General features: G+C 64.6%; 26 protein-coding genes. 11 read left to right on the top strand and 15 right to left on the bottom strand.

Features of this window, described 5'->3' with window-relative positions:
- Positions 1–138: 138 nt before the first annotated feature.
- Positions 139–738, bottom strand: a complete 600-nt coding sequence (locus AC0WRY_RS09495) for a histidine phosphatase family protein (protein WP_194406752.1) — start codon at positions 736–738, stop codon at positions 139–141.
- Positions 739–751: 13 nt separating this feature from the next.
- Positions 752–1,567, bottom strand: coding sequence for an enoyl-ACP reductase FabI (gene fabI / locus AC0WRY_RS09490; RefSeq protein ID WP_194406751.1), 816 nt, complete (start codon positions 1,565–1,567; stop codon positions 752–754).
- Positions 1,568–1,740: 173 nt separating this feature from the next.
- Here fabI and AC0WRY_RS09485 point away from each other — a divergent pair, with 173 nt between their 5' ends.
- The gene (locus AC0WRY_RS09485) at positions 1,741–2,229 is read left to right on the top strand and encodes a sigma-70 family RNA polymerase sigma factor (protein WP_194406750.1); all 489 of its coding nucleotides are present in this window, start codon (positions 1,741–1,743) and stop codon (positions 2,227–2,229) included.
- A 106-nt stretch (positions 2,230–2,335) separates the two neighbouring features.
- On the top strand, positions 2,336–3,106 hold the full coding sequence (locus AC0WRY_RS09480) for an anti-sigma factor family protein (protein ID WP_194406749.1): 771 nt from the start codon (positions 2,336–2,338) through the stop codon (positions 3,104–3,106).
- Between the two features lie 315 nt (positions 3,107–3,421).
- On the opposite strand, the gene AC0WRY_RS09475 is transcribed toward AC0WRY_RS09480, so the two are convergent.
- Both AC0WRY_RS09475 and AC0WRY_RS09470 read right to left on the bottom strand, forming a co-directional pair.
- Entirely contained in the window at positions 3,422–4,384 is a 963-nt protein-coding gene (locus tag AC0WRY_RS09475; protein ID WP_194406748.1) for a DnaJ C-terminal domain-containing protein, read from the bottom strand.
- 109 nt (positions 4,385–4,493) lie between these two features.
- The gene (locus AC0WRY_RS09470; RefSeq protein ID WP_194406747.1) at positions 4,494–4,901 is read right to left on the bottom strand and encodes an RT0821/Lpp0805 family surface protein; all 408 of its coding nucleotides are present in this window, start codon (positions 4,899–4,901) and stop codon (positions 4,494–4,496) included.
- 113 nt (positions 4,902–5,014) lie between these two features.
- On the opposite strand from AC0WRY_RS09470, the gene pdxH reads away from it, so the two are divergent.
- Positions 5,015–5,656, top strand: a complete 642-nt coding sequence (gene pdxH, locus AC0WRY_RS09465) for a pyridoxamine 5'-phosphate oxidase (protein ID WP_491122977.1) — start codon at positions 5,015–5,017, stop codon at positions 5,654–5,656.
- A gap of 27 nt (positions 5,657–5,683) precedes the next feature.
- Complete coding sequence (locus AC0WRY_RS09460) at positions 5,684–6,436, top strand: SDR family NAD(P)-dependent oxidoreductase (RefSeq protein WP_491122976.1); 753 nt, start codon at positions 5,684–5,686, stop codon at positions 6,434–6,436.
- Between the two features lie 881 nt (positions 6,437–7,317).
- Here the strand turns inward: AC0WRY_RS09460 and AC0WRY_RS09455 are convergent.
- Together AC0WRY_RS09455 and AC0WRY_RS09450 are read right to left on the bottom strand one after the other, a co-directional pair.
- Positions 7,318–7,536, bottom strand: a complete 219-nt coding sequence (locus tag AC0WRY_RS09455; protein WP_194406744.1) for a hypothetical protein — start codon at positions 7,534–7,536, stop codon at positions 7,318–7,320.
- A 206-nt stretch (positions 7,537–7,742) separates the two neighbouring features.
- A complete protein-coding gene (locus AC0WRY_RS09450) occupies positions 7,743–8,720 on the bottom strand; it encodes a magnesium transporter CorA family protein (protein ID WP_194406743.1) in 978 nt (325 codons plus the stop codon).
- A gap of 336 nt (positions 8,721–9,056) precedes the next feature.
- On the opposite strand from AC0WRY_RS09450, the gene AC0WRY_RS09445 reads away from it, so the two are divergent.
- Positions 9,057–9,743, top strand: coding sequence for a L,D-transpeptidase (locus AC0WRY_RS09445; protein ID WP_194406742.1), 687 nt, complete (start codon positions 9,057–9,059; stop codon positions 9,741–9,743).
- Between the two features lie 36 nt (positions 9,744–9,779).
- Here the strand turns inward: AC0WRY_RS09445 and AC0WRY_RS09440 are convergent, their stop codons facing one another.
- Positions 9,780–10,880, bottom strand: coding sequence for an extensin family protein (locus tag AC0WRY_RS09440; protein WP_491122975.1), 1,101 nt, complete (start codon positions 10,878–10,880; stop codon positions 9,780–9,782).
- A 64-nt stretch (positions 10,881–10,944) separates the two neighbouring features.
- Here AC0WRY_RS09440 and AC0WRY_RS09435 point away from each other — a divergent pair, with 64 nt between their 5' ends.
- Together AC0WRY_RS09435 and AC0WRY_RS09430 are read left to right on the top strand one after the other, a co-directional pair.
- Positions 10,945–12,573 carry a fatty-acid--CoA ligase gene (locus AC0WRY_RS09435; protein WP_491122974.1) on the top strand — a complete coding sequence of 543 codons (1,629 nt, stop codon included), beginning with the start codon at positions 10,945–10,947 and terminating at the stop codon, positions 12,571–12,573.
- Positions 12,574–12,745: 172 nt separating this feature from the next.
- Positions 12,746–13,600 (top strand): DUF1499 domain-containing protein, encoded by an 855-nt coding sequence (locus AC0WRY_RS09430; RefSeq protein WP_194406739.1) that lies wholly within the window; start codon positions 12,746–12,748, stop codon positions 13,598–13,600.
- Positions 13,601–13,667: 67 nt separating this feature from the next.
- On the opposite strand, the gene AC0WRY_RS09425 is transcribed toward AC0WRY_RS09430, so the two are convergent.
- From AC0WRY_RS09425 to AC0WRY_RS09410, 4 genes are all read right to left on the bottom strand, one after another.
- Positions 13,668–14,585, bottom strand: coding sequence for an MBL fold metallo-hydrolase (locus AC0WRY_RS09425; protein WP_194406738.1), 918 nt, complete (start codon positions 14,583–14,585; stop codon positions 13,668–13,670).
- Positions 14,586–14,748: 163 nt separating this feature from the next.
- On the bottom strand, positions 14,749–15,963 hold the full coding sequence (locus AC0WRY_RS09420; protein WP_194406737.1) for an acyl-CoA dehydrogenase: 1,215 nt from the start codon (positions 15,961–15,963) through the stop codon (positions 14,749–14,751).
- Between the two features lie 130 nt (positions 15,964–16,093).
- Positions 16,094–17,170 (bottom strand): 3,4-dihydroxy-2-butanone-4-phosphate synthase, encoded by a 1,077-nt coding sequence (gene ribB / locus AC0WRY_RS09415; protein ID WP_194406736.1) that lies wholly within the window; start codon positions 17,168–17,170, stop codon positions 16,094–16,096.
- Between the two features lie 172 nt (positions 17,171–17,342).
- Positions 17,343–19,073, bottom strand: a complete 1,731-nt coding sequence (locus AC0WRY_RS09410) for a cation:proton antiporter (RefSeq protein ID WP_212065469.1) — start codon at positions 19,071–19,073, stop codon at positions 17,343–17,345.
- A gap of 91 nt (positions 19,074–19,164) precedes the next feature.
- On the opposite strand from AC0WRY_RS09410, the gene AC0WRY_RS09405 reads away from it, so the two are divergent.
- On the top strand, positions 19,165–19,668 hold the full coding sequence (locus AC0WRY_RS09405) for a DUF3124 domain-containing protein (RefSeq protein ID WP_194406734.1): 504 nt from the start codon (positions 19,165–19,167) through the stop codon (positions 19,666–19,668).
- 88 nt (positions 19,669–19,756) lie between these two features.
- Complete coding sequence (locus tag AC0WRY_RS09400) at positions 19,757–20,989, top strand: aminotransferase-like domain-containing protein (protein ID WP_491122973.1); 1,233 nt, start codon at positions 19,757–19,759, stop codon at positions 20,987–20,989.
- 10 nt (positions 20,990–20,999) lie between these two features.
- On the opposite strand, the gene hpaD is transcribed toward AC0WRY_RS09400, so the two are convergent.
- Positions 21,000–21,854, bottom strand: a complete 855-nt coding sequence (hpaD, locus tag AC0WRY_RS09395) for a 3,4-dihydroxyphenylacetate 2,3-dioxygenase (protein WP_194406732.1) — start codon at positions 21,852–21,854, stop codon at positions 21,000–21,002.
- Positions 21,855–21,872: 18 nt separating this feature from the next.
- Positions 21,873–22,145 carry a helix-turn-helix domain-containing protein gene (locus AC0WRY_RS09390; RefSeq protein WP_128916759.1) on the bottom strand — a complete coding sequence of 91 codons (273 nt, stop codon included), beginning with the start codon at positions 22,143–22,145 and terminating at the stop codon, positions 21,873–21,875.
- A gap of 160 nt (positions 22,146–22,305) precedes the next feature.
- Between AC0WRY_RS09390 and AC0WRY_RS09385 the strand changes: the two genes are divergently transcribed.
- Both AC0WRY_RS09385 and AC0WRY_RS09380 read left to right on the top strand, forming a co-directional pair.
- Entirely contained in the window at positions 22,306–22,758 is a 453-nt protein-coding gene (locus AC0WRY_RS09385; RefSeq protein WP_194406731.1) for a hypothetical protein, read from the top strand.
- A gap of 97 nt (positions 22,759–22,855) precedes the next feature.
- Entirely contained in the window at positions 22,856–23,086 is a 231-nt protein-coding gene (locus AC0WRY_RS09380) for a hypothetical protein (protein WP_194406730.1), read from the top strand.
- Between the two features lie 61 nt (positions 23,087–23,147).
- Here AC0WRY_RS09380 and AC0WRY_RS09375 read toward each other — a convergent pair whose 3' ends face one another.
- On the bottom strand, positions 23,148–23,966 hold the full coding sequence (locus AC0WRY_RS09375; protein WP_194406729.1) for an aldo/keto reductase: 819 nt from the start codon (positions 23,964–23,966) through the stop codon (positions 23,148–23,150).
- Positions 23,967–24,185: 219 nt separating this feature from the next.
- Complete coding sequence (locus tag AC0WRY_RS09370) at positions 24,186–25,760, bottom strand: alkaline phosphatase D family protein (RefSeq protein WP_194406728.1); 1,575 nt, start codon at positions 25,758–25,760, stop codon at positions 24,186–24,188.
- Positions 25,761–25,809 lie beyond the last annotated feature (49 nt).

The raw sequence follows: 25,809 nt of genomic DNA, 5'->3' as shown, positions 1-25,809 counted from the left end.
GCGGAACACGGCGTTCAACCCCGTTCCTTCATTCCAGGATGGTCCGAAGGACCAGACCGCAGGTGCGCAATTGCGCACCGGGGAATCTCGAGATTCCGGGTTCGGTGCTTCGCACCGCCCCGGAATGACGATGGTGGCCTAACTGAACTTCTCCAGCCGTCCCTCGCGGAACACGTAGACGGCGCCCTGCTGGATATAGAGCTCGGCGGCGCTGGCTGGTGTCTCCAGCCCAAGCGACACCATCAGGGCCCGGCAGGTGCCGCCATGGGCGACCGCGACGGTGTCGGCCTGGAGCTGATCGTACCAGGCGCGCACGCGGATTTGGACGTCGGCATAGGTCTCCCCGCCCGCCGGACCCACCGTCCATTTGTCGGCGAGGCGCCTTGCGTAAATGTCAGGATCTTTCGCCTCGCTCTCGGCCAGCGTCAGCCCTTCCCAGCTGCCGTAGCCGATCTCGCGCAGCCGATCATCGAGCGCATAGTCGGCAACCGGTAGTTCGAGCTTGCCGCGCGCGAGCTCCATGGTCTGGCGCGCACGGCCGAGCGGGCTCGACACGTAAGGCAGCGCCGCCTTGTCGCGCCCCTCGCGCTTGAACAAATCGGCGAGGATGCTGCCGGCCTGGATGGCTTGATCGCGCCCGCGCGCGTTCAGCGGGATGTCCTTGGTGCCCTGAAGCCTGCCGAGCGCATTCCACTCGGTCTCGCCGTGGCGAAGATAGTAGATCGTGGGCACGGCCATTCCGGATTTGAAACTAGTCCTTGCCGCCGAACGAAATGTCCGGGGCATCGGGCCGCTTCATGCCCAGCACGTGATAGCCGGAATCGACGTGATGCACCTCGCCGGTGACGCCGCGCGAGAGGTCGGAGAGCAGATACAACGCGCTGCCGCCGACGTCTTCCGTCGAAACGTTGCGCCGCATCGGCGCGTTGGTCTCGTTCCACTTCAGGATATAGCGGAAGTCGCCGATGCCGGATGCCGCGAGGGTCTTGATGGGACCGGCCGAGATCGCGTTGACGCGAATGTTCTTCTCGCCGAGATCGGCGGCGAGATAGCGTACGCTAGCCTCCAGCGCCGCCTTGGCCACGCCCATCACGTTGTAATGCGGCATCCACTTCTCGGCACCGTAATAGGAGAGCGTGATCATCGAACCGCCATCCGTCATCAGCTTCTCGGCGCGCTGCGCCACGGCCGTGAACGAGTAGCAGGAGATCAGCATCGACTTGGAAAAATTCTCCGCCGTGGTGTCGACGTAGCGGCCCTCGAGCTGCTCGCCATAGGCGATCGCGTGCACCAGGAAGTCGATCTTGCCCCACTTCTCCTTCAGCACCGCGAACGCGGCATCGATGGTCGCAGCATCGGTGACGTCGCAATGGCCGAGCACGAGACCACCGATCTCGGCGGCGAGCGGCTCGACGCGCTTCTTCAGCGCATCGCCCTGATAGGTGAAGGCGAGCTCGGCGCCGGCGGCGTGGCATGCCTTGGCGATGCCCCAGGCGATCGAGCGGTTGTTGGCAAGACCGAGGATCACCCCGCGCTTTCCCTGCATCAGACCTGAATTCTGCGCCATTTTTGAACGTCCCGTCGAACTCTTGGTGAGGTCTGGAGGTACACCAGCCCTCCCCTGCGGTACAGCCCTAATACGCCGTGTTAACGCTGTTTAGAGCGGCGGAATAGCCGTTCCATTCGGGTGTTATGATCGCTATGGGCGCTCGCGCCTGACACCAGGACGTCAAGACCGCAATGAGTGCGTTTCGCCAGAGTGTGGAAGCCATGATCCCGGCGTTGCGCCGCTACGCCCGCGCGCTCACGCGCGACGCGGACGCAGCCGACGATCTGGTGCAGGACACGCTGGTGCGGGCCCTGCGCTCGGAGCGATTGTTTCTCGGGGGCGACGTCAGGAGCTGGCTCTACACGATCCTGACCAACCTCAACAAGAATCGGCGGCGCTCGCTGGCAAGGCGTCCGCAGTTCATGCAGCTGACGGACAACAACCCGGATGCCAGCGGCACCGAAGCCGAAGGCCGCGACATCGAGAGGGCGCTGGCGACGCTCGTCGAGGAGCAACGCTCGGTGTTGCTGCTGGTCATGCTGGAAGGCATGAGCTACCGCGAGGTCGCCGACATCCAGGGTGTGCCGATCGGCACCGTGATGTCGCGCCTCGCCCGCGCCCGCGCCCACGTCAAGGCCTCGCTGGAAGGCGAGCGCCCGGCACTGCGGCGGGTGAAATGATGGCAGGATTGATGCATCGCGTATTGTCCGCCGGCAGCATGCCGATGAGCGACGCGAAGTTGAACTTTGAACGACATTCAGGGCCACAGAGCCAGAGACGATCGAAATGAACGAGCGCAAGATCCCAGTGACCGAGGACGAACTGCACGCCTATGTCGACGGCGAGCTGCCGGCCGAGCGCCGCGCCGACGTCGAGGCCTGGCTTGCCGCCCATCCTGAAGAGGCCGAGCGCGTGCAGTCCTGGCGCGCGATGGCGGAGATGCTGCACGCCCGCTACGATTCCATTGCCCAGGAGCCGGTGCCGGCGCGGCTGGAGCTCGAGCGGCTGGAACGCCGCCCGCGGCAATGGCTCTATGGCGCCGCCGCGGCTGTGCTGGTTGCTTTCGTCGCCGGCGGCACGGCCGGCTGGGTCGCACACGGCGCCGCCAGCGCGCCCTCGACCTTCCAGAGCTTTACCGCGGACGCGCTCGACGCACACCGTCTCTATGTCGTCGAGGTCCGCCACCCCGTCGAGGTCGGCGGCAATGAGCGCGACCACCTCCAGGCCTGGCTGACCCGGCGCTGCGGCTGGACCGTGTTCGCGCCGAACCTGGAGGCCAGCGGGCTGAAGCTCGTCGGCGGCCGGCTTTTGCCGGGGCCAAGCGGTCCGGCCTCGTTCCTGATGTATGAAGGTGCCTCGGGCGAGCGCTACACCATCTACACGGCCAAGACCGAGAATGGTGCAACGCAAATGCGCTACGCCAAAACGGACAAGGACGGCGCGCTGTTCTGGGCCGAGCGCGGCGTCGGCTACGTCGTCAGCGGGGGCGGTGATCGCGACCGGCTGACCAAGGTGGCGCAGGCGGTCTATGATCAGGCCGAGAAAAACGGCACCTGAGAGACTGCTGCACCGCAGTGCCCAGATTCCGACATTGAAAATTTGGAATGAAGACATCGGCGCGTCTCATTATCGCACCGGATGATCACGCGAAAATGAGCAGCGTTCGATCCGCCGATCGACGCGGGCGGCCTCGATTGGGGTTTTTGGTACCGCGCTGGTCCCCCTCTCGAGGCCGCACCTTTTTATCGGCTGCCCCGCCGGACAGCCGACACGTCGAATTCGTGAAGCGCTACCACGCCTCAGGCATATGATGAGCATCATCTCCCGGACGATGCCCTAGGCCTTTAGGAGAACCCCTTCAGTTCGAATCGCCTAACCAAGCCCGCTACGTGGATTGTAGGGGTGTTGGTCCCGCCACTTCTCCATCAATGCTTCAAGCTCGGCGTCGTTCCCGTCCGGTAGCATAATCCTGACGGTGACGAAGAGATCCCCGGTTCCACCGGATTTTGGCAGGCCCTTGCCCTTGAGGCGGAAGGTCCGGCCGCTGGAGGTGTTTTTCGGTACCGAAAGCTCCACGGCGTTGCCGAGGGTAGGCACGCGGACCTTGGCCCCGAGCACGGCCTCGTAGAGCGTGACCGGCAGGTCGATCCTGAGGTCGGCGCCCTCGACCTTGAAGAACGGGTGCGGGGCAATGTTGATGGTGATCAGGAGATCGCCGGGCGGATGGCCTTGCGCGGACTCGCCTTGCCCCCGGAGCCGGATCTGCTGGCCCTCGGTGACGCCGGCGGGAATCTTGACGTTGAGCTCCTTGCCCGTCGGCAGCCGGACGCGTTTCTCGCCGCCCTTGACCGACTCTTCCAGCGAGACGGACATGGCAACGTTGACGTCGAGATCGAGCCCGACGCCGCCGGTGTCGAATTCGAACTGGGCTCCACCGCCGGCCCCGGGACGGGCGCCGCGCATCCCGCCGCCGAACATGCTGTTGAGGATATCCTCGAAGGCGCCGCCGCCCTGGCCAGGGCCGCCGCCGGAGCGGAACGAATAGCTTTCGAAGCCGCCGGGACCGGCGCGGCCACGAGGCCCGCCACCGCCCGGAAACCCCTGGAAGCGCGGCTTGCCCTCGGCGTCGATCTCGCCGCGGTCGAACTGCTTGCGCTTGTCCTCGTCGCCGATGATCTCGTTCGCCGAGTTGATCTCGGAGAAGCGCTCGGCGGCTTTGGGGTCGTCCTTGTTGCTGTCGGGATGGTGCTTCTTGGCAAGCTTGCGATAGGCGCTCTTGATCGCGGCAGCGCTAGCGCTCCGCGGCACCCCCAAGACCTCATAGGGGTCGCGCATCCGTCACGTCTCCTTCAAGAAATCGAATTGTTCAAAGGGCTCCCCGCCCCACCTGCGATCCATGTGGGGGCGGAGTGGCATTTTTGCAACTAGGCTTGCCGACCGAATCCTAGCTCCGCCACGGCTTTAGCGTATGAATCTCCCAACGGCCACGGGTGCTTTGGCAGCCGGCGCCCTGGAGCCAGCTTTCGGTCGCCCCGTTGACATAGCTCGCCAGGAAATCGCGGCATTTGCGGCCGTCCTCGGCGGCATAGGATTGCGCGATCGGCGTCACCGAGCCGCGCGCCCCGGTCTCCGGATTCTCCCAATGCTGACTGGAATCCTTGTCGCCCTTGCTGAGGACGTCGGAGGCGGCGTTGCGGGCGAAGGCGAGATCGGTCTCGGTCGGCGGGGCCTCCTTCGCCGGTCGCGCGATCGAGCCGGTGAGGTCGCTGTCGTCGGCCTTGGCGTAGGCGCTCTGGTCCTTGCGGGAAAAGCTGCATCCCCCGGTACCGAGTCCGATCAGAATGATCGTCATGACGAGGCCTGTGGGTCGGATCGCCGATAGGCCAACGCGTCCCCATGCCCTATATAGGGCGGTAGCGGACGACAACGCGTTTTGGGCCGCGGGACGCAACTCGGACTCCAGACATGACCGACACGACCTCGATGAAACACCAGACACCCTTAACATCCGGTGATTTCACCGCCGCCGACGAGCCATTTGCGCTGTTCGAGAGCTGGCTGAACGAGGCGATCGAGAGCGAGCCGAACGATCCGAACGCCATGGCGCTCGCAACCGTCGACCCCGACGGGCTGCCTGATGTGCGCATGGTGCTGATGAAAGGCTTCGATACCGAGGGTTTTGTCTTCTACAGCCACATCGCAAGCCAGAAGGGCCGCGAACTCGCCGCAAATCCTAAGGCCGCTTTACTTTTTCACTGGAAGTCGCTGCGCCGTCAGGTCCGCATCCGCGGCAACGTGACGCCGGTGACGGAGGCCGAGGCCGACGCCTATTTCGCCACCCGGCCCAAGCAGGCCCAGATCGGCGCCTGGGCGAGCAAGCAGTCGCAGGAGCTGGAGAGCCGCTTCGCCTTCGAACAAGCCATCGCGAAAGTCGCGGCCAGACACGTCATCGGCGAAGTGCCGCGGCCGCCGGGCTGGAGCGGCTGGCGCATCACGCCCGCGCGGATCGAGTTCTGGCACGACCGCCCATTCCGCCTGCACGACCGCATCGAATTTCGCCGTGACGCGGCCGGCCAACCGTGGTCCAAGACGCGGATGTACCCTTAAGACTTTGGGCCGACCTGAAAGATGTCCATGCCGCATTCGTCCAATGCGCCGCGCCGCACGCTGCTCCTGACCGGAGCAAGCCGCGGCATCGGCCACGCCACCGTGATCCGCTTTTCCTCGGCGGGGTGGCGCGTCATCACCTGCTCGCGGCATCCGTTCCCGGAGGATTGTCCGTGGGATGCCGGCCCTGAGGATCACATCCAGGTCGATCTCAGCAATCCCGCGGACACGACCCGCGCGATCTCCGATATCCGCGACCGGCTCGAAGGCGGCATGCTGCATGCGCTGGTCAACAACGCCGCGATCTCGCCGAAGGGCCCCGGCGGCTCCCGGCTCGGCTCGGTCGACACCGATCTCGATACCTGGACGCATGTCTTCCACGTCAATTTCTTCGCGCCGATCATGATCGCGCGCGGACTGATCGAGGAATTGAAGGCGGCCAAGGGATCGGTCGTGAACGTCACCTCGATCGCCGGCTCGCGCGTGCATCCGTTCGCGGGCGCCGCCTACGCCACCTCGAAGGCCGCGCTCGCCTCGCTGACGCGTGAGATGGCGTCCGACTTCGGCCGCGTCGGCGTGCGCGTCAACGCCATCGCACCGGGCGAGATCGACACCTCGATCCTGTCGCCTGGCACCGAGAAGATCGTCGAGCAGCAGATCCCGATGCACCGCCTCGGCACCCCCGACGAGGTCGCCAAGATCATCTACGTGCTGTGCACGGACACCAGCTCCTACGTCAACGGCGCGGAGATCCACATCAACGGCGGCCAGCACGTATAGGTTCTTCTCGTCATTGCGAGCACAGCAAAGCAATCCGGAATCTTTCCGCGGAAAGACTCCGGATTGCTTCGTCGCCTTGCAGGCATGCCTTCGCGTTCTCGCGGCTGAATTCGCCCGAGATTTGCTTCGTCGCTCCACCCTCAAGCCAAGAGGGCGCAGGGAAGGCCGGGTGCTGGCACGCACCCGCGGTCCGCTGCGCTAGAGCACACGCAGGAAGAACCGCACAGCAGCATACAGGTGTGGCCGAACACTCGACCTTCCCTGCGCGATGGTCGGACGGCTTATGCCGCGCTCTCCCGGGAGCCGAACTTTCCTTTGGCCTCCCTCGCCGTTCGAATTGACGATGCCGTCCACCCGGTTGGGCTCGCGCGCATCTTCGAACAGGCTTGACCGTAGCAACGACGGCCAGGACCACACGGTTTTGCCGTACGCGCATTCGCTGGTCACCACGTTATCTCCCGGCCTAGTCGACGTTACCGAAAGAACGTGGCGAGACGAATTGAACAGCGCCGTTCGTCTGCACGCGGCCACGGGCTCACAGGGACTACCCGCCCTGCCCGCACCTCTCATGCCGACGCTGCCGCGTCCACCGCAAGCCCGGCTCGCGATCAAGACGACCTCGAGATCGCCCCTCCTGGTGAGCCGGGATGGGCGACACATACGCCAAAACCGAATTTCGGTAAAGTGGAATATTTTTGCGCGAGCTGGTTGACAGCAGCCGACACAGGCTCTGTTTCGGCTGAATGAGCGGTTCAGTCGACCGCTAGCGCACCTGCCCATCAGGCGTCACAGCTGACAGACCTGAAAGATAACGAAGGAAGGAAGCAAGGCGATCCAGACAACGCCGCCGCAAGACCTGGATCGCCCTTACCTTCCGTTCCTCAATCGATTCGAATCCGACGTGACCTGTCGCGCGGCCGCGGAGCGGCCGAGCTGAATGCGGTCGAGCAGTCGTCGTCATTCTCACCGTCGAGCAGCGGAGCACCACAGTGCCGGCACATGCGCACCGACATCGACGACGCCTTGCCGATCGTCATCGCCTGACGATAGTTCGCCAGATCGATGACGTTGCGGGGCGACGTTATGTGTTTCTCAACCATGGTTGTTCCTCGCGGCTACGCACTGCTTATCGCAGACAAGTTTCGCGCAAACGTTCAGCCCACCGCTCAAATTTTACCGGAGGAATTGCGGCACGGTGCACCCATCACCGCGACGCCTCAATCTCGATCTATTCTGCGACACGATGAGCCGTGTCTCTGCGTCCGGCGTAAGGTCTCGGTCACTATTTTCCGAGAGCGCGACGCGTTCAGAGCCACTTCTTGAACTTGAATATCCAGTACGGGACGATCGCGGCGATCAGCATCATCACCAGCGCCATCGGATAGCCGTGCACCCATTCGAGTTCCGGCATCACCTTGAAGTTCATGCCGTAGATCGATGCGATCAGCGTCGGCGGCATCAGGACAACGGCCATGACCGAGAACAGCTTGATGATGTTGTTCTGCTCGAGATTGACGACGCCGAGCATGGCGTCGAGCACGAAGGTGATCTTGTTGGAGAGATAGGAGGCGTGGTCGGTCAGTGATGCCACGTCACGCTGCATGGTCTTGAGCTGCTCGCGCATGTCCTTTGACCATTTCACGCCCTCCACCACCGCGGACAGGAACGTCACGACGCGGCCGATCGAGACCAGGCTTTCGCGAACCTTCGAGGTCAAATCGCCCTTGCGGCCGATCGAGATCAGGATCTGGGAATATCTCTTGGCCTGCCCGTGGCGCTCGCTCTCGGGCTCGAAGATGTCGTGGCTGACCTGGTCGATCTCGGCGCCGCATCGCTCCAGGATGTCGGCGCAACGGTCGATGACGGCGTCCAGCAGCTCCATCAGCACGGCCTCGCCGGTGATGGACGGCGCGCAGGAGCGGGCGAACTTGGCCTCGACCAGGGCAAACGGCTTGGGCTGGTCGTAGCGCACCGTGACCAGGCGATGATCGGCGAGGATGAAGGTCACCGCCGTGGTCCTGGGCATGTCGGTATCGGAGTGGCACATCAGCGTCGCGGTCATGTAGCGCGCGCCATTCTCGATATAGAGGCGGCTGGAGATCTCGATCTCCTGCATGTCCTCCCGGGTCGGAATGGCGACACCCGCGAGCCGCTCTACCGCCTTGTCCTCGGCCCCGGTCGGATTGACGAGATCGATCCAGACCGCGCTTTCGGGCAACGCGGCGAGATTCTCAACGACAACCTTCTTCAGCGCGGACTCGGAGGGAACAAACACCGAAAACATGCACGACTCCGAGGATCTGCGACAGAATGACAGCCCTTAGCGCGATTCTGGCCAGTTCACGATGACAACTGCATTAAGGAAGCGTTTGCATTTGTGGCGGTGCCATGGCCCAACTGTGGCACGGAATCGACAGTCCGGCGTTCCCCGCCCCAAAACCTCCACGCGGCCGCAAAATTTGCGGCAGAAAAGCCACAGGTAGGCTCTCGCAGCGCGGGAAAAGGGCTTCAGTGCTGGAATTGTGGCAGATTTCAACGATAATGGGATTAAACGGAGTCGAGGAACTTGGGCGTTAAGCTCAGGCGTTCCGCACGGTATTGTTTTGATTGGAACCAAACCATGTCGTCGCTGAAAGTTAAATTTGCGATTTTGGCCGCTGGCCTGATGCTGTCGGGCTGTATGCAGGCCACGCGTTACGAGGCGACCGACACCAAGGCCTTCAAGCCGAAGGACAAGGAACTGCTCGCCAAGGTCCGGTACGAAAACACCGCGGTTGCCGAGCCGTTCCGCCGCGCCATCGTCGAATACCACCGCAAGGAAACGCCGGGCTCGATCGTGGTCGATTCCGACAACCATTATCTCTACTACGTGCTGGATGGCGGCAAGGCGATCCGCTACGGCATCACCGTCGGCGAAGAAGCCATGGCCTGGTCGGGCATCGCCAAGGTGGGCAGCAAGACCGAATGGCCGGCCTGGCATCCGACCCCCGGCGAGATCTCGCGCCTGGGCGTGCCGACCTATGTCGCGCCGGGTCCGGACAATCCGATGGGCTCCCGCGCGATGTACCTCTATTCGGGCGGCAAGGACACGCTGTTCCGCATCCACGGCACCAACCAGCCGGAATATATCGGCGCCTCGATCTCCTCGGGCTGCATCCGCCTGACCAACGAGGATGCGATCGACCTCTATGATCGCGTCAAGGTCGGCACCCTCGTCGTGGTGCTCGAGCCCAAGCACGGCGACTCGCCCTACAATTCGCGGCTTGCGCTCGGCAGCAGCCAGACCGGCCAGGCGGGCAGCTACTGATCGCCCCCTGATCTCCTGACATCAGAAGCGCCGGTTTCACCGGCGCTTTTTTGTTGCCGACTTGTGCGGCCGGGACTTGCTGCCCTCGGCTGCCGGCTTGTCCGCAGGCGCGGGAGCCTTCTCGGCCGCCTCGTCGTCGGCTCCGTCCTTGACGTTCTCCTTGGCCTCGGGCTTGGCGGCGATCTCGCGTGGCGGCGCCTCCTCGGGACGCTCCGCCGGCAGCAGCGGGGCGACCTGGGGCAAGGGATCCCAGACATTCCACTGGCAGATCCGGTAGTCGTTGCGCCGCTGCGCCAAATCGAGATGGATGTGGTCCTCGTGGTACCAGTCCGAGCCCGGACCGAGCACGGTGGAAAACCGCGTGCAGACCGAGTGCAGCACGCGCTCGCGCACGTCGCGGGACATGGTGCGGTCGGTGAGGCCGATCGACTGCCCGTTGGCCAGCTTGATGGCGCGGACATCGATGGCGTTGGCCTTGCCGTGCTCCGACAGCATTGCGCCGGCGACGCGGTTGCGGCCGCGGCACTCGAAGCTGTCGAAATTGTCGAGTTCGCCAATGGTCGTGCCGAGGCTGTTGGCCAGCGGCACCATGTCCTTGCGCAGCCAATCGGCGAGCGCGGTCGCCATGGTGCAGCGAAGGATCGCCGCCGGCTTGACCGCCACCTTCCGCTTGTCCGGCAGCACGACGGCCTCCAGCCGCACCAGATCCTCGCCGCCGCAGGCGCCGGGGCCGCGGATATCCGGAATGGAGGGCGCGATCGCGATCTCCTCGGTCAGCGCGAGACGGCAGGCCGAGACCGGTTTTGGGGGTGGCGTCGCTGCCTCGGCAGGCTTGTCGGTGCCGGGCTTGTCTGCAGAAGCAGGCTTGCCCTCGGCATCTGGCGGAGCCTCATCCGAGGCCTTGGGCGCCTCCTCGGGGCGCGGTCTCGGAAGCGGGATCTTGGCGGCATGGACCGCCGGACGCGGCCGGGGTGCGGCGATACCGAAGATGTCCAGCGGGGATGTCGATTTTCGTGCCTCCGCCCTCTCGGTGAGCACCAGCGACAATCCCAGCGCAGCGGTAACCATTGCCGCGCCAGCGGACATATAGCCGCGACAAGACCATTTGCGGCGAAAGTCCGGCAGGCTAAAACTCATGGCAATCTTTGGCCCTACGCTGAGAGCGATAACGCGCCCAGCGACTTCTCGGAGGAACGTCGGAATGCTTGGTTTGATGCAAGATTGGCCCCTGCTCTGCCACCGGATCATCGAACACGCCGCCAAAATTCATGGCAAGCAGGAGGTTGTCACACGCTCGGTCGAGGGACCGATCCATCGCACCACTTACGGCGAGATCCACAAGCGCGCGCTGAAGGTCTCGCAGATGCTGGAGCGCGACGGCATCAAGCTCGGTGACCGTGTCGCAACGATCGCCTGGAACACCTGGCGCCATCTCGAGGTGTGGTACGGCATCATGGGAATCGGCGCCATCTGCCATACCGTCAATCCCCGCCTTTTCCCCGAGCAGATTGCCTGGATCATCAACCATGCGCAGGACCGCATCGTGATGACCGACATCACCTTCGTTCCGATCCTGGAGAAGATCGCCGACAAGCTGCCGAGCGTTGAGCGCTACGTGGTGCTCACCGACAAGGCGCATATGCCGCAGACCACGCTGAAGAACGTGATCGCCTACGAGGACTGGATTGCGCAGGCGGACGGCAAATTCAAATGGAAGGACTTTGACGAGAACACGGCAGCCGCGATGTGTTACACCTCCGGCACCACCGGCGACCCCAAGGGTGTGCTGTATTCGCATCGCTCCAACGTGCTGCACGCGCTGATGGCCAACAATGTCGACGCCCTCGGCACGAGCGCGTCCGAGACAATGCTGCCGGTGGTTCCACTGTTCCATGCCAACAGCTGGGGCATCGCCTTCTCGGCCCCTTCGCAGGGCACCAAGCTGGTCATGCCCGGCGCCAAGCTCGACGGCGCCTCGGTCTATGAACTGCTCTCGACCGAGAAGGTGACGCACACCGCCGGCGTGCCGACGGTGTGGCTGATGCTGCTCCAGCACATGTCCGCGAACAATCTCAAGCTGCCGGACCTGAAGATGGTGATCTGCGGCGGCTCGGCGATGCCGCGCTCGATGATCAAGGCCTTCCTCGACATGGGCTCGAACGTGCGTCACGCCTGGGGCATGACCGAGATGAGCCCGATCGGCAGCGTCGCGGCGCTGAAGCCGCCGTTCCAGAACGCCACCGGCGATGCACGGCTCGACGTGCTGCAGATGCAGGGCTATGCGCCCTTCGCGGTCGAGATGAAGATCACCGACGATGCCGGCAAGGAGCTGCCCTGGGACGGCAAGACCTTCGGCCGCCTCAAGGTCTCCGGCCCCGCCGTCGCCAAGGCCTATTACCGCGTCGATAGCAACATTCTCGACGAGGACGGCTTCTTCGACACCGGCGACGTCTCGACCATCGACGAGGACGGCTACATGCGGATCACCGACCGCTCCAAGGACGTGATCAAGTCCGGCGGCGAATGGATCTCCTCGATCGACCTCGAAAACCTCGCGGTCGGTCACCCCGCCGTGGCGGAAGCCGCCGTGATCGGCGTGTTCCACCCCAAATGGGACGAGCGGCCGCTCCTGATCGTGCAGCTCAAGCAGGGCCAGCAGGCCACGCGCGAGGAGATCCTGAAATACATGGACGGCAAGATCGCCAAATGGTGGATGCCCGACGACGTCGCCTTCGTCGAAGGTATTCCGCACACCGCCACCGGCAAGATCCTGAAGACGGCGCTACGCGACCAGTTCAAGGATTATCGCTTCCCGAACGCGGCGGCGTAAGGCCATCGTTCGAATGTCATTCCGGGGCGATGCGAAGCATCGAACCCGGAATGACGGTTCGTCCGGGCCGTAACAGTCCGGTCTCCCTTGAATTTGCCCCCGCGCCGTGGTCTCAACGGCGCATCGTCGCGCCGCACTGGCCGGCATCGCCAACCCCGGCAGAGCTCACTCGATGGCCCGCAGGTTTTCCGCTCCCTATCAGTCGGAGCCCGTGTCCAGCCTCGCGAGCTGGGCGCGCAATCTGGCCGTGTTCGCGGTGGTGGCGGTGGTGGTGTCGGTCATCATCGTCCGCTTCGACTTCCTGGAGCCGAAGCCGGCGCTGGCGACCTTCTTCGGTGGGCTCGCGATCGCGGGCCTCTCGATCCTGTTCGGTCTCCTAGGCTTTGCCGCGATCTGGCAGAACGGCTCGCGCGGCATGGCGCGCATCCTGCTCGCGTTCCTGATCGACGGAGCGATCCTCGCCTATCCCGCCTATCTGGCCTTGCAATATCGCAAGCTGCCGGCGATCTACGACATCACCACCGACCCGATCGACCCGCCGCGTTTCGAGGCCTTAGCGCGCCTGCGCACCGGCGAGGGCACCAACACCGCGGTCTATGCCGGCCTCTATTCGGCGGAGCAGCAGCGCCACTTCTATCCGGACATCGAGCCCGTCGAGCTCGAGATTTCCGTCGACCGCGCCTATGCGATCGCGCTCCAACTCGTCAACAAGCGCAAATGGATCGTCATCGATGAGCGTGCACCGCAGCCGCCGCGCCGCATCGGCCGCATCGAGGCGGTGGCGCGGACGCCGATCATGGGTTTCCGCGAGGACGTTTCGATCAGGTTCGTGGCGGACGGCGATGATTCCCGCGTCGATATCCGCTCGGCCTCGCGCAATTTCGACAGCGATCTCGGCAGCAACGCCGCGCGCGTCAAGAAATTCATCGACGATCTCAACACCGCCGCCGATGCCGACGCGCTCAAGCCGGTGAAGAAGACGCCGGTGACGCCGCCGAAGGCACCGGCAAAGACGGTGAAGAAGTAGCGAATGGGAAGTGGCGAATAGCGAGTGGACGCCACCCTATTCGCTACTCCCTATTCGCCATTCGCCCTCAAGCCATCCGATACGTCCCGCCGATCACGGGATCGCCATCCGTCGCCACCACGCCGCGGGCGACCAAATCTTCCAGATGCGCCAGCACCGAATAGCCGGCGGCCGTTGTCAGCCGGGGATCGATGCCGATATAGATTGCGCGGACCATGGTCGGGATGTCGGTCTCGCCCTTGGCGAGGCGGTGCAGGATCGAGGCCTCGCGCGCCTTGCGGTGGCGGATCAGGAAGCGCACGAAGCGCCGGCCGTCGGGAATCTCCGGGCCGTGGCCGGAGAAATAGAGGTCCTCCTCGCGCGCGGCGAGCCGGTCGAGCGAGTCCATGTAGTCGATCATGGAGCCGTCGGGCGGCGCCACGATCGAGGTGGACCAGCCCATCACGTGATCGCCGACGAAAGTGAACTTTCGCTCCGGCCAGGCGAAGGCCAGATGATTGGCGGTGTGCCCCGGCGTCGCCACCGCCTCGAGCCGCCAGCCGTCGCCTTCGACGACATCGCCATCTGCGATCTTGATGTCGGGCACGAAATCCCGATCGGAGCCGGATTCCGGATTGTGCTTCTCGCTCTCGAAACGCGGGCGCGAGGCGCGGTGCGGGCCTTCGGCATAGACCGGCGCGCCCGTCACCTGCTTGATCCGCGCGGTGTTCGGCGAATGGTCGCGATGGGTATGCGTGACGAAGATATGGCTCACCGTCTCGCCGCTGATGGCATCGAGCAGCGCAGCCGCATGTGCCGCGTCGTCCGGGCCGGGATCGATGATCGCGACATTGCCCCGGCCGACGATGTAGCTGACCGTGCCGGTGAAGGTGAACGGGCTCGGATTGTTGCAGAGCACGCGGCGCACGCCGGGCCGGACTTCCTCGACGATGCCGGGCTTCAGCGGAAAATTGCGGTTGAACGGGACGTCGTCATTGTCGGACATGGCTTGCTCATACCTTGCTGACTTCGTCATGCCCGGCCTTGTGCCGGGCATCCGCGTTCTTCGCGTGGCCCTGAGACGTGGATGGCCGGGACATCTAGCGCGAAGACGTGCTTCGCGCTTTGCCCGGCCATGACGTCAGAGTTTCCTACCTCGACTCTCGAGCTCAGAAAAACGCCTGAATGCCCGTGATCGCACGTCCGAGGATCAGGGCGTGGACGTCGTGGGTGCCCTCGTAGGTGTTGACCGTCTCGAGGTTATGGACGTGGCGCATCACGTGGTACTCGATCGAGATGCCGTTGCCGCCATGCATGTCGCGTGCGACGCGGGCGATGTCGAGAGCCTTGCCGCAATTGTTGCGCTTCATGATCGAGATCATCTCGGGGGCGAACTTGCCCTCGTCCATCAGGCGGCCGACGCGAAGCGAGCCCTGGAGGCCCAGCGCGATCTCGGTCTGCATGTCGGCGAGCTTCTTCTGCACCAGCTGGGTCGCGGCGAGCGGCTTGCCGAATTGCTTGCGGTCCAGGGTGTACTGGCGGGCGCGATGCATGCAGTCCTCGGCGGCGCCGAGCACGCCCCAGGAGATGCCGTAGCGGGCGCGGTTGAGGCAGCCGAAGGGACCCTTCAGGCCGGAGACGTTGGGCAGCAGCGCGTCCTCGGGGACCACGACGCCGTCCATCACGACCTCGCCGGTGATGGAGGCGCGAAGCGACAGCTTGCCGCCGATCTTCGGGGCGGAGAGGCCCTTCATGCCCTTCTCCAGCACGAAGCCGCGGATCTGGTTGTCGTGCGCGGCCGACTTGGCCCAGACCACGAACACGTCGGCGATCGGCGCGTTCGAGATCCACATCTTGCTGCCGGTGAGGCGATAGCCGTCCGCGACCTTCTCGGCACGCGTCTTCATGCCGGCCGGATCGGAGCCCGCGTCAGGCTCGGTCAGGCCGAAGCAGCCGACCCACTCGCCGCTGGCGAGCTTCGGCAGGTACTTCTTGCGCTGGTTCTCGTCGCCATAGGCGTAGATCGGATACATCACCAGCGAGGACTGCACCGAATTCATCGAGCGGTAGCCGGAATCGACCCGCTCGATCTCGCGCGCGACCAGGCCGTAAGCCACGTAGCTCGCATTGGCGCAGCCATATTCCTCAGGCAGCGTGATGCCGATCAGGCCAAGCTCGCCCATCTCGTTGAAGATCTCGCGGTCGGTCTTCTCTTCGAGATAGGCCTTGGAGACGCGCGGCAGCAGCTTGTCTTGGGCGTAGGCGCGGGCGGTGTCGCGCACCATGCGCTCGTCTTCGGTGAGCTGCTCGTCGAGCAGGAACGGATCGTCCCACTGGAATGAAGCCGCAGCCGGCTTGTCCTTGGCCTGAGGGCGCACGCTCATGAAACGTCCTTTCGTCTGGTTCCGTCAAAATTTGCCCGACAAAGTAAAGCGCCGCGGCAACAAGTGCAATTGCATCCTGGTTTCGTCATTCCGGGGCGCTTTCAGCGCCATCCCGGAACGACACGACGTGTCAGCTCTCGAGCTGCTCGTTGGCGACGATCTCGATGCCGAAGCCCGACAGGCCCTTGTAGTCGTGCACCGAGGAGGTGAGATGCCGGATCGAGGTAACGCCAAGATCGCGCAGGATCTGCGCGCCGACGCCGACCTCGCGCCACTGCCGGTTGCGGTCGGCCTCCGTTGCGGTCTCGTCCGGCAATGCCGACACCGGCACGCCGGCCGCGCCATCGCGCAAATAGACCAGCACGCCACGGCCCGATTTCTTGAAATGCTCGAGCACCGCCGCCATGCGCTTGTGGCCCGTGAAGATGTCCTTGACGATGTTCGGCTTGTGGAAGCGCGTCAGCACGTTCTTGCCGTCACCGACGCCGTTGTAGACGAACGCGACGTGGGCGATGGAATCGAACGGCGAGCGGTAGGCATAGCCCTGCAACGGTCCGATCGGGCTTTCGGTGACGAAGGTCGAGACCCGTTCGATCAGCTTCTCGCGCGCCTGGCGGTAGGCGATCATGTCCGCGATGGTGACGTGCTTCAGCTTGTGCTGGGCGGCGAAGCGGGCGACCTGCTCGCCCTTCATCACGCTGCCGTCGTCGTTCATCAACTCGCTGATGACGCCGACCGGCGGCAGCCCTGAAAGCTTGCAGAGATCGACGGCGGCTTCCGTATGGCCGGAGCGCAAGAGCACGCCGCCGTCCTTGGCGATCAGCGGGAAGATGTGACCGGGCCGGGCGAAATCGTTGGCGCCGACGTTGGGATTGGCCAGCGCGCGGCAGCAGGAGGCGCGCTCCTCGGCGGAGATGCCGGTGCCGCCATCGGGCTTGTAGTCGATCGAGACCGTGAACGCGGTGGTGTGCGCGGAATCGTTATGGGCCACCATCGGGTCGAGCCGCAGGCGGCGAGCGTCCTCGGTGGTCACGGGCGCGCAGACGATGCCGGAGGTGTGACGGATGATGAACGCCATCTTCTCGGCGGTGCAGAGCGAGGCGGCGACGATCAGATCGCCCTCGCCCTCGCGGTCCTCGTCGTCGGTGACGACCACGAGCTCACCCCGGGCAAAGGCCTGCAAAACTTCCTGGACGCTATCGGGCATGTCCCAATCTCTATCGGTTATGAGCGGGAGGCTTAGCCGGACTTGGGGCGGGGCGCTAGTGTCCTGGACGCAACCGCTTATTCCGGGTCGCGGACCATCCGGGGCCCGGCTTGCACCGAAGATACCAGGGATATGGGCGCAGACAGCCGGAGCGGAAGGCGGCCGGCCGCCCTCAGGGCAACACTTCGCGGCGCTCGCCGAGACGCTGATCGAGCTCGGCGCGCTTGTCGGCGAGAAGGCCAGCCTGGGCCGCCTCGATGACCGTGAACAGCTCGTGCGCATCGCTGAGCCGGGTCACGGTGACGTAGCTGGCGCCGGCCTCGTAGAGCGCGCCGACATCGGCCAGCAAGTCGGCGGTGGCGACGATCAGGGCGGTCGGATTGAGCGCGCGGACGTGGCGGACCAGCTTCTCGTTGGTGGCGCCCTTCAGCAGCGAATCCGGCACGCTGAGGATGATCATCTCGGACTTGCCGATGCCGGCATGGAGCAGCGTATCGACATTGCTGATATCGCCGTAGATCACGTGCAGGCCGCGCGAAAGCAGGGTCTGGTACACATTGGGGTTGAAGTCGACCACCGTGATCTGCTCGAGCAGCACCGGCGCCTGCCGTTCAATCTCGGCCAGCAGCGCGCTCGCCGCACGGAAAAACCCGAGGATGACGATACGGCGGGCCTCGCCGTGCCCGCCCTCGTGCCCCTCCTCGCCATGGCCGCTGCCATGGTCGAGATCCCTAAGGCCGATCCGCTTCAGGGGGCCGATCGCCCAGCGGGTGATCTCGTCGCTCCGGCTCATCGCGAAGGTCGAGAGCACCGCCAGCACCACGAAGGCGAAGGAGGCGGCGTTGGCTGTCTGCGCTGCGATATGGTGATCGTTGACGCCGGTCTGGATAACCACCAGCGAGAACTCGGAGATCTGCGCGAGATTCAGCGCCGGCAACAGGCTGGCGCGCAGGCCCTGCTTCATCAGATAGAGCGGCGTGAAGGTGGTGACGATGCGGCTCACCACCGTGAAAGCCGCGATCATCAGCGCCAGTCCGATCACGGAGAGGCCGGGGATGGGAATGGTCATGCCGAGCGCGACGAAAAACAGGGTGATGAAGAAGTCGCGGAGCGTGGTGACCTTGGCGGTGACGTCGAGCGCGTAGGGAAAGGTCGAGAGCGAGACGCCGGCGATCAGGGCGCCCATCTCGCGCGACAGCGACAGCCGTTCAGCGGTCTCGGCGACGAGAAAGCACCAGGCCAGCGCGCCGAGCAGGATCAGCTCGGGGCGCCGGGCGATCTGGTGGAACAGTCGCGGCAGCACGTAGCGGCTGACCAGGAGCGCAGCAGTGACCAGCACCGCGACGCGGCCGATCGAGAGCAGGATGACGCTGGCCTGCAGATTGGCAAGACTCGGCTGCACCGCCAGGAACAGGATGGCGAAGATGTCCTGAAGCACCAGCACGCCGAGCGTGATGCGCCCCGGCAGCGTGTCGAGCTCGCGCTTCTCGTAGAGCACCTTGACGATGATCACGGTGCTCGACAGCGCACAGGCGACGCAGAGATAGACCGCATCGAAGTGCCCGCCGCCGAGCGACAGGCCGATGCCGACGAAGAACAGCACCCCGAGCAGGCAGCCGCCGAGCAGCTGGCCGCCCGCCGCGAACAGGATCACCTTTCCCGCCCGCACGATCTTCTTCAGGTCGATCTCGAGCCCGATCATGAACAGCATGAAGATCAGGCCGAGCTCGGAGATGACGCCGATCGATTCCTGCGAGTGGACCCAGCCGGTGCCGAATGGACCTATGCAGAAGCCGGCGATAAGATAGGCCAGGATCAGCGGCTGCCGTGAGAAATGGGCGAGCAGGCCCAGCATCCAGGCAAACAGAATACAGAGAGTGATGTCGCGAATGAGCTCGTGCATACCAAATTGGTCCGTTTTGCCGCACCCTAGAGGCGGGTTGCGGCGCGGCAAGCGAGCAATTCGTCACATGCGAGAAGCGTCGTTCGCAGCAATGCTGCTATGCTCTCTCGCCTTTGCCGTGCCCGCCGCCGCACAATCCAAGGTCAATATTGAACAGAACTTTGCCGATTCCCTCACCGCAATGCCGAACCAGGAACTCGCCGTCTCCGGCGGGTTCTACGTGCCCGCCTATTCCAGCGTGGCGATGAGCCAGGGCAAGCTGCGCGTCGACTTCTCGGTGACCTTGAGTGTTCACAACGCCTCCGAGACGCAAGCACTGGTAGTCAAACGCATCGCCTATTTCGACACCGCAGGCAAGCAGGTCGAGACCTACCTGAAGGGACAGGTCGCCCTGAAGCCTCTGGCGACGATCTCGATCTTCATTCCGACCGACGACGTGCGCGGCGGGACCGGCGCCAATTTCCTGGTCGACTGGGCCGCGACAGGCGAGATCGCCGAGCCCGTGGTCGAGGCGCTGATGGTTGGCGGCGTCGCCAATGCGCATTACGCTTTCATCAGCCAGGGCCGTCCGACCCGGACGGCCGGCAAGAAGTAGGCCCGCCCGCCCCGGGGGCGGACGGGAAAGAACAAGGCGCCCGGTGCAACGCCGGCTGCTCAACAAGAACAAAACGAGGAACGCCCCCATGACGTCCAGCTTCGACTTCGCCCCCCTGTTTCCGGCAGGGCTGCCGGCCCCTTCTGGTCGCTGGACGGGCCTTGCCAAATACAGCTTCGTCGGCGGCAACAACGATTCCGAACAGGTCCCGCTCGACGAATTGGTCGAAGCGGCCAACGCGGTGCTGCGGCGCGAGGGCCGGTCGCTCGCCACTTACGGGCTGGCGCATGGCCCGCAGGGTTACCTGCCCCTGCGCGAATTCCTTGTGACCAAGCTCAAGCGCGATGCCGGCCTCACGTGCACCATCGACGATCTCCTGATCGTCTCCGGCTCACTGCAGGCGCTCGACCTCGTCAACGCGACGCTGCTGACCCGCGGCGACACCGTGATCTTCGAGCAGGACAGCTATCAGGGCTCTCTGACCCGCCTGGCGCGGCTCGGCGTCAACGTCGTCGGCGTCCCCCTCGACAAGGACGGCATGCGCATGGACCTGCTGGCCGCGACGCTGGCCGATCTGAAGAGCCGCGGCATCCGGCCCAAATACATCTACACCATCCCGACGGTGCAGAATCCGACCGGCAGCATCATGCCCGAGAGCCGCCGCGCCGAGCTGGTGCGGCTCGCGACCGAGTATGGTGTGCCAATCTTCGAGGACGATTGCTATGCCGACCTCGTCTGGTCGGGGCAGCGTCCGCCGGCGATCTACGCGATGAGCGAGAGCGGCGGCGTCATCCATATCGGCTCGTTCTCCAAATCGATCGCGCCGGCGCTGCGCGTCGGCTTCATCGTGGCGCCCTGGGAGGTGATGTCGCGGATGCTGGCGCTGAAGACGGATGCGGGCTCCGGCGCGCTGGAGCAGATGGTGCTGGCGACCTATTGCAAGCCGCATTTCGCAAGCCATGTACCGGCGCTGACGAAAGCACTGCGCACCAAGCTCGACACGCTGATGGAAGCGCTGAACGAGCAGTTCGGCACGGCCGCCGAGTTCGAGGAGCCCAAGGGCGGCATCTTCCTCTGGGTCAAGCTGCCGGATCAGGTCGATACGTTGAAGCTCTATCAGGCCGCGCTCGCCGCCGGCGTCTCGATCAATCCGGGCCCGGAATGGTCGACCAACAAGAGCCATTCCAGCTCGCGGCTGCGGCTGTGCTTTGCAAGTCCCTCGCATCAGCAAATCCGCGAGGGCGTCGCCGTGCTGGCCGAGGTCTGCCGCAAGGAATTCGGCGTGCCCGCCCGCAGCGCCAATGTGGAGAAGCGGGCCTGAGGCCGCAGCCTCACGCCTCGACGTGAAACTCCACGTTGACCTGGCCGGAGCCGGACGAGGGAAAGTAGTCGCAGAGCTGTTCAGCGGCGCCGCGATAGTCGTACCAGCCGAGCGCGGCGAACAGCATGATGGTGTCGGCCATGCCGCCCTCGCCGTTGCACTTGGTGGCGTAGTCCGGGAGCATGTCGAGGAATTCGCGGTAGCGACGGCTCTGCCACAGCTCGAGCACGCGCAGATCGACCTGGCGGTTGAACTCGCTGGCGACCGAGGTCCACGCCTCGGGGCCCAGCTTCTTGTTCGGCCAGAGCCGATGCGAGAGCGAGCCGCTGGCGAGGATCGCGACCCGCTCACCGGATTCGTCGATCGCGCGGCGGGTCGCTTCACCGAGGATCCGGCTCTCCTCGAACGAGGTGAAGAGCGGCGAGGCCACCGAGACGACCTTCGCAAAGCCGTCCGGGTTCAGGTAGTGCATCGGCACGACGGTGCCGTATTCGAGCCCGAGGCTCGCCACCTCATGGGCGATCACGTTGAGGCCTGCGTCCCCGGCCCTCTCAGCGATGGCTTTCGCCAGGCCCGTGTCGCCCGGCAGATCGTAGCGCAGATCCTGGATCATCTGCGGCGCTTCGTGGCTCGTGAACGAGCCGCGATGCCGCGCATTGGCATTGATGTGGTAACCGAAATTGGAGAGCCAGTGGGTGTCGAACACCACGAAGCAGGTGACGCCGCGTTCTTTCGCCCGCCGGCCCAGCTCGCGCAAGGAACTGACCGCCGGCTCGCGCGCGGCGCGGAGCGGGCTGCCCGGTAGCTCCGACAGCATCAATGATGGAACGTGGGTGACCTTGGCGGCGAGTACGAGCTGCCCCATGGCGGTCCCCTCGAAGCGTCAGGCCGCCTGCGGCTGACTGCCGTGGATTGCGGAGGCCAGGCGCAGCAGCAGGACGATCGAGACATTGCCCTTGCCGGCCTCGATCTGGGCGATATAGCGCTCGGAAATCCCGGAACGGCGGGCCAGCTCGCGGCGCGACAGGTCGCAGCGCATGCGCGAGGACCGCAGGCGATCGCCCAGCTCGGTCAGAAACTCGGTCTCGGAATAAGGCGGCACGGCACAACTCCCTGGCAGCACTTCGCCCGCAAAATCCATGACTTGATTCAGCATTGGTCTATCCAGGTTCGCCTTCGGGAAGCGTCATCCTACCCCGGAAAAGTCCGGCTTCATTGACGCGGATCAAATTCGCGAGCGATCGGCGGCCGCCATGGACGGCAGCCGACGGGATGCTACACTTTGGAATTCTTCGAGGCGGGGGTTCTTTCAGGACATGACGCGTGGTTTGGGCCGCTGGATCGCGGCCGCGATGCTGTGGGGGGCGGTCACCGCAACTGCAAGCGCCGAGACGCTGGCCGCGACGGTCGAGCAATGGGGCCTGCTCGGCTCATGGGCGGTCGACTGCGCGGCCCGGCCCGACCGCGACAAGGGCGCGCTCTTGACCTACGAGATCCGGAAGGACGGCCGGGTGATGTACCGGCGCAATTTCGGCGAGGCCAGGGACGAGAACGAGGTGGTGTCGGCCACGGTCAACGCCGAGGGCCTGCTCAATGTGATGGTGTACTTCCCCTCGCTGCACCAGGCCCGAGAATTCGGGCTGCTACTCCTCAAGGACGGCAGCCTGCGCGCGATCTACAATCGCAGCGAGCGCGGCGAATATACGATCAAGGACGGCAAATACGTCGCCACCGGCGCGCCCACGCCGACGCAGCAGCGTTGCGACTAGCTACCTGAACAGCTGTTCAGAATTCTCCTGCGATTCTCCCGGAACGTTCGCATCAATGCGCGGTTTAGATGTGCATTCGAATTTCGAGGAGGACATCATGAAGAAGCTTGGTTATGTGGTTGCGGCCCTGGGTGCACTCGTGATCGCGGCGCCGACGCTGGCAAGCGCGGAAACGGTCGTGATCAAGCGTGGCGGTTATCACCATCATCATCACGGTCCCTACGGCGCCCGCGCCGAATTCCGCGGCCATCGCGATTACGGCTGGCATCGCGGCCATCATCGCGACAAGGTCGTGGTGATCAAGCGCAGCCATCGCCACTGGGACTAACTGAGAGCGCATATGGAAATGGCCCCTCACGGGGCCATTTCTTTGCGCATCAAGGATCGAACTAATCCCACGCCGGTGCGAAGCCCGGATTGACGCAGCGGCGATCCTTCGGCAGCGCGGCGATCTTCTTGCGATCGGCATCGTCGAGCGTGATCTTCAGCGCATCGAGGTTGGCCTGCTGGCTCTCGCGGCGCGAGGCTTTCGGGATCGCGGCGACGCCGTCCTGGTCGAGCAGCCATTTCAGCGCCACCTGCGCGGCGGTCGCGTTGTGCCTGGCGCCAATCTCGGCCAGCACCGGCTCCGATGCAATGCGCCCCTGCGCCAGCGGACAATAAGCGACGAGCGGGATCGACTTCGCCGCGAGATAGGCGCGCACCTTCGATTGATCGAGCATCGCGTGATATTCGACCTGGTTGCAGGCGATCGGCGCCCTGACGTCCTCGACCGCGATCTTGAGCAGCGCCGTGGTGAAATTAGCGACGCCGATGGCGCGGGTACGTCCCTCCTCCTTCAGCTTCATCAAGGTCTCGAACACTGCGCCCCAGTTCGCGGCCGTCGACGGCCAGTGCACGAGATAGAGATCGACATGGTCGAGCCGGAGCTTGTTCAGGCTCGCATCGAAGGCACGACGGATCGCGTCGGGACTGAGGTTCTCGTGCCAGACCTTCGTCGTGACGTGAAGCTCGGCGCGCGGCAGGCGGGACGCGGCGATGGCTGATCCGATCGGCTCCTCATTGGCATACATCTCGGCGGTGTCGATATGGCGATAGCCGATCGACAGCGCGCTCTCGACCGCGGCGCGGCAGGCATCTCCCTGCATGCGAAAGGTGCCGAGGCCGAGCTTGGGCATGCTGATGCCCTGTGTCTTCAGATTGTCCATGAACAGGCTCCTGACATATTGCATCCCGCCGACCACACCGTGAGGGCGTTGGAAGCAGACTCTTTGGTGATGGAAAAGAGGTGGCGGGAATAGCCAATCTAGCGCGGGAGCAGCCCTGCGGCCAATCAAGATCGGGTTAGAGCGGGGATGCGCGATGCGTCCTCGACGTCATGCCCGGGCTTGTCCCGGCCATGACGACGCGGAGAGGTTATCCGCCCCTCACGAATGCTGCGCAACCACCGCAGGTCGCGCCTGTGGCTGCGGCGCGATGTCGACCGACCAGAGGCTGCGGTTGTCGACGTCCTTCAAGGTCACGGTCATCACGCCGGTCGGGCCGTCGATGTCGACGCGGCCGAAGAACTGCAGGCCGAAGCACGGTGCCAGATTATCGCCCTGCGCCGCGCTGCAGCCGTTCTGGTACATCGCGACGGGCCCAAAGGTGTTGTCGAGCTCGGCGGGACCCCAGGTGCCGGCATGCAGCGGGCCCGAAACGAACTCCCAGAACGGCTCGAAATCCCTGAACTGCGCCTTGTTCGGATCGTAGTAGTGCCCGGCGGTGTAGTGCATGTCGGCGGTGAGCCAGACGATGTTGCGCACACCGGCGCGCTTGATGGAGCCGAGAAGATCGGCGATCTCGTGCTCGCGCCGATCGGGCGGCCCGTCGCCGAGCGCGACGGCGTCCAGGCTGATCAGGCCGAGCGGCAAATCGGCCGCGATCACCTTCCAGGTCGCGCGCGAGGCGGCAAGCTCGCGCTTGAGCCAGGCGAGCTGTTCGGCACCAAGGATCCAGCCGCGATGGTCGCTGCCCTTATTCCAACGGTCGTCGCGATAGCTGCGCATGTCGATCATGAAGATGTCGAGCAGCGGGCCGTAAGCGATCTTCCGATAGACCCGGCCCTGCCGCACGCCGATGTCGCGGATCGGCATGAAGTCGAAGAAGGCACGGCTAGCGCGTGCGACGAGGCGCGGGGTGCCGTCATCCTCAAAGCCTGCGTCATCGTAGCTGCCGGTCGGTGACCAGTCGTTGGTGACTTCGTGGTCGTCCCATTGCGCGAACATCGGCACCTCCGCGTGGAAGGCGCGGAAGTGCTCATCGAGATGGTTGTATTTGTAATTGCCGCGGAACTGCGCCAGCGTGTGCGCCACATCTGACTTCTCCTCGGTCACGAGGTTGCGCCAGGTCTCGCCGTTCGGCAGTTTCTGCTCGGCAGGAATCGTGCAGTCGGCGTAGATGTGATCGCCGGAATGGATGAAGAAGTCCGGTCGGTTGTCAAGCATGGTGCGATAGCTGCGATAGCCGCCGCGCGAGATGTCGATGCCCCAGCCCTGCCCTCCGACATCGCCGGACCACACGAACGAGATCGACCGGCCTGCTGCCGGCGCGGTGCGGAAATGGCCGATGCGGCTCTCGCCGCAAAGGCCGGTTGCGATGTCGTCGAAGCGGACGCGATAGAACATGTCCTGTTCGGGCGGCAGGTCGTCGAGCTGCAGCTTCGCGGTGCAATCCGCGTCCGGCAGCGCGTCGCGCGAAGCCGACGCAATGATGGTCTTGAAGCTCTCGACGGTCGAGCACTCCACGTGCATTCGCGCGGGACGGTCGGCACGCGCCCAGATGACGGCGGATCCATCGCAGACGTCGCCCGACTGGATGCCGCCTGCGACTTGCGGCCGATCAGCGGCGCGGCTGAGATAGGGTGTCGCGAGCGTGCCGAGCGAGGCAACCGCCAGGCTTGAAGTCGAACGGACCAGGAATTGCCGCCGGGTCCATGCGCGCGAGGCGCGGAGCGTTGCCATTCAGGAAACCTTCGTCGAATCGCGACGGAAGGTGCCTGCGCTCCTTAAC

The organism is Bradyrhizobium sp. T-12, assembly GCF_058314695.1.
The sequence above is the reverse complement of the archived record's forward strand: the minus strand, read 5'-3'. Positions and strand labels throughout refer to the sequence as shown.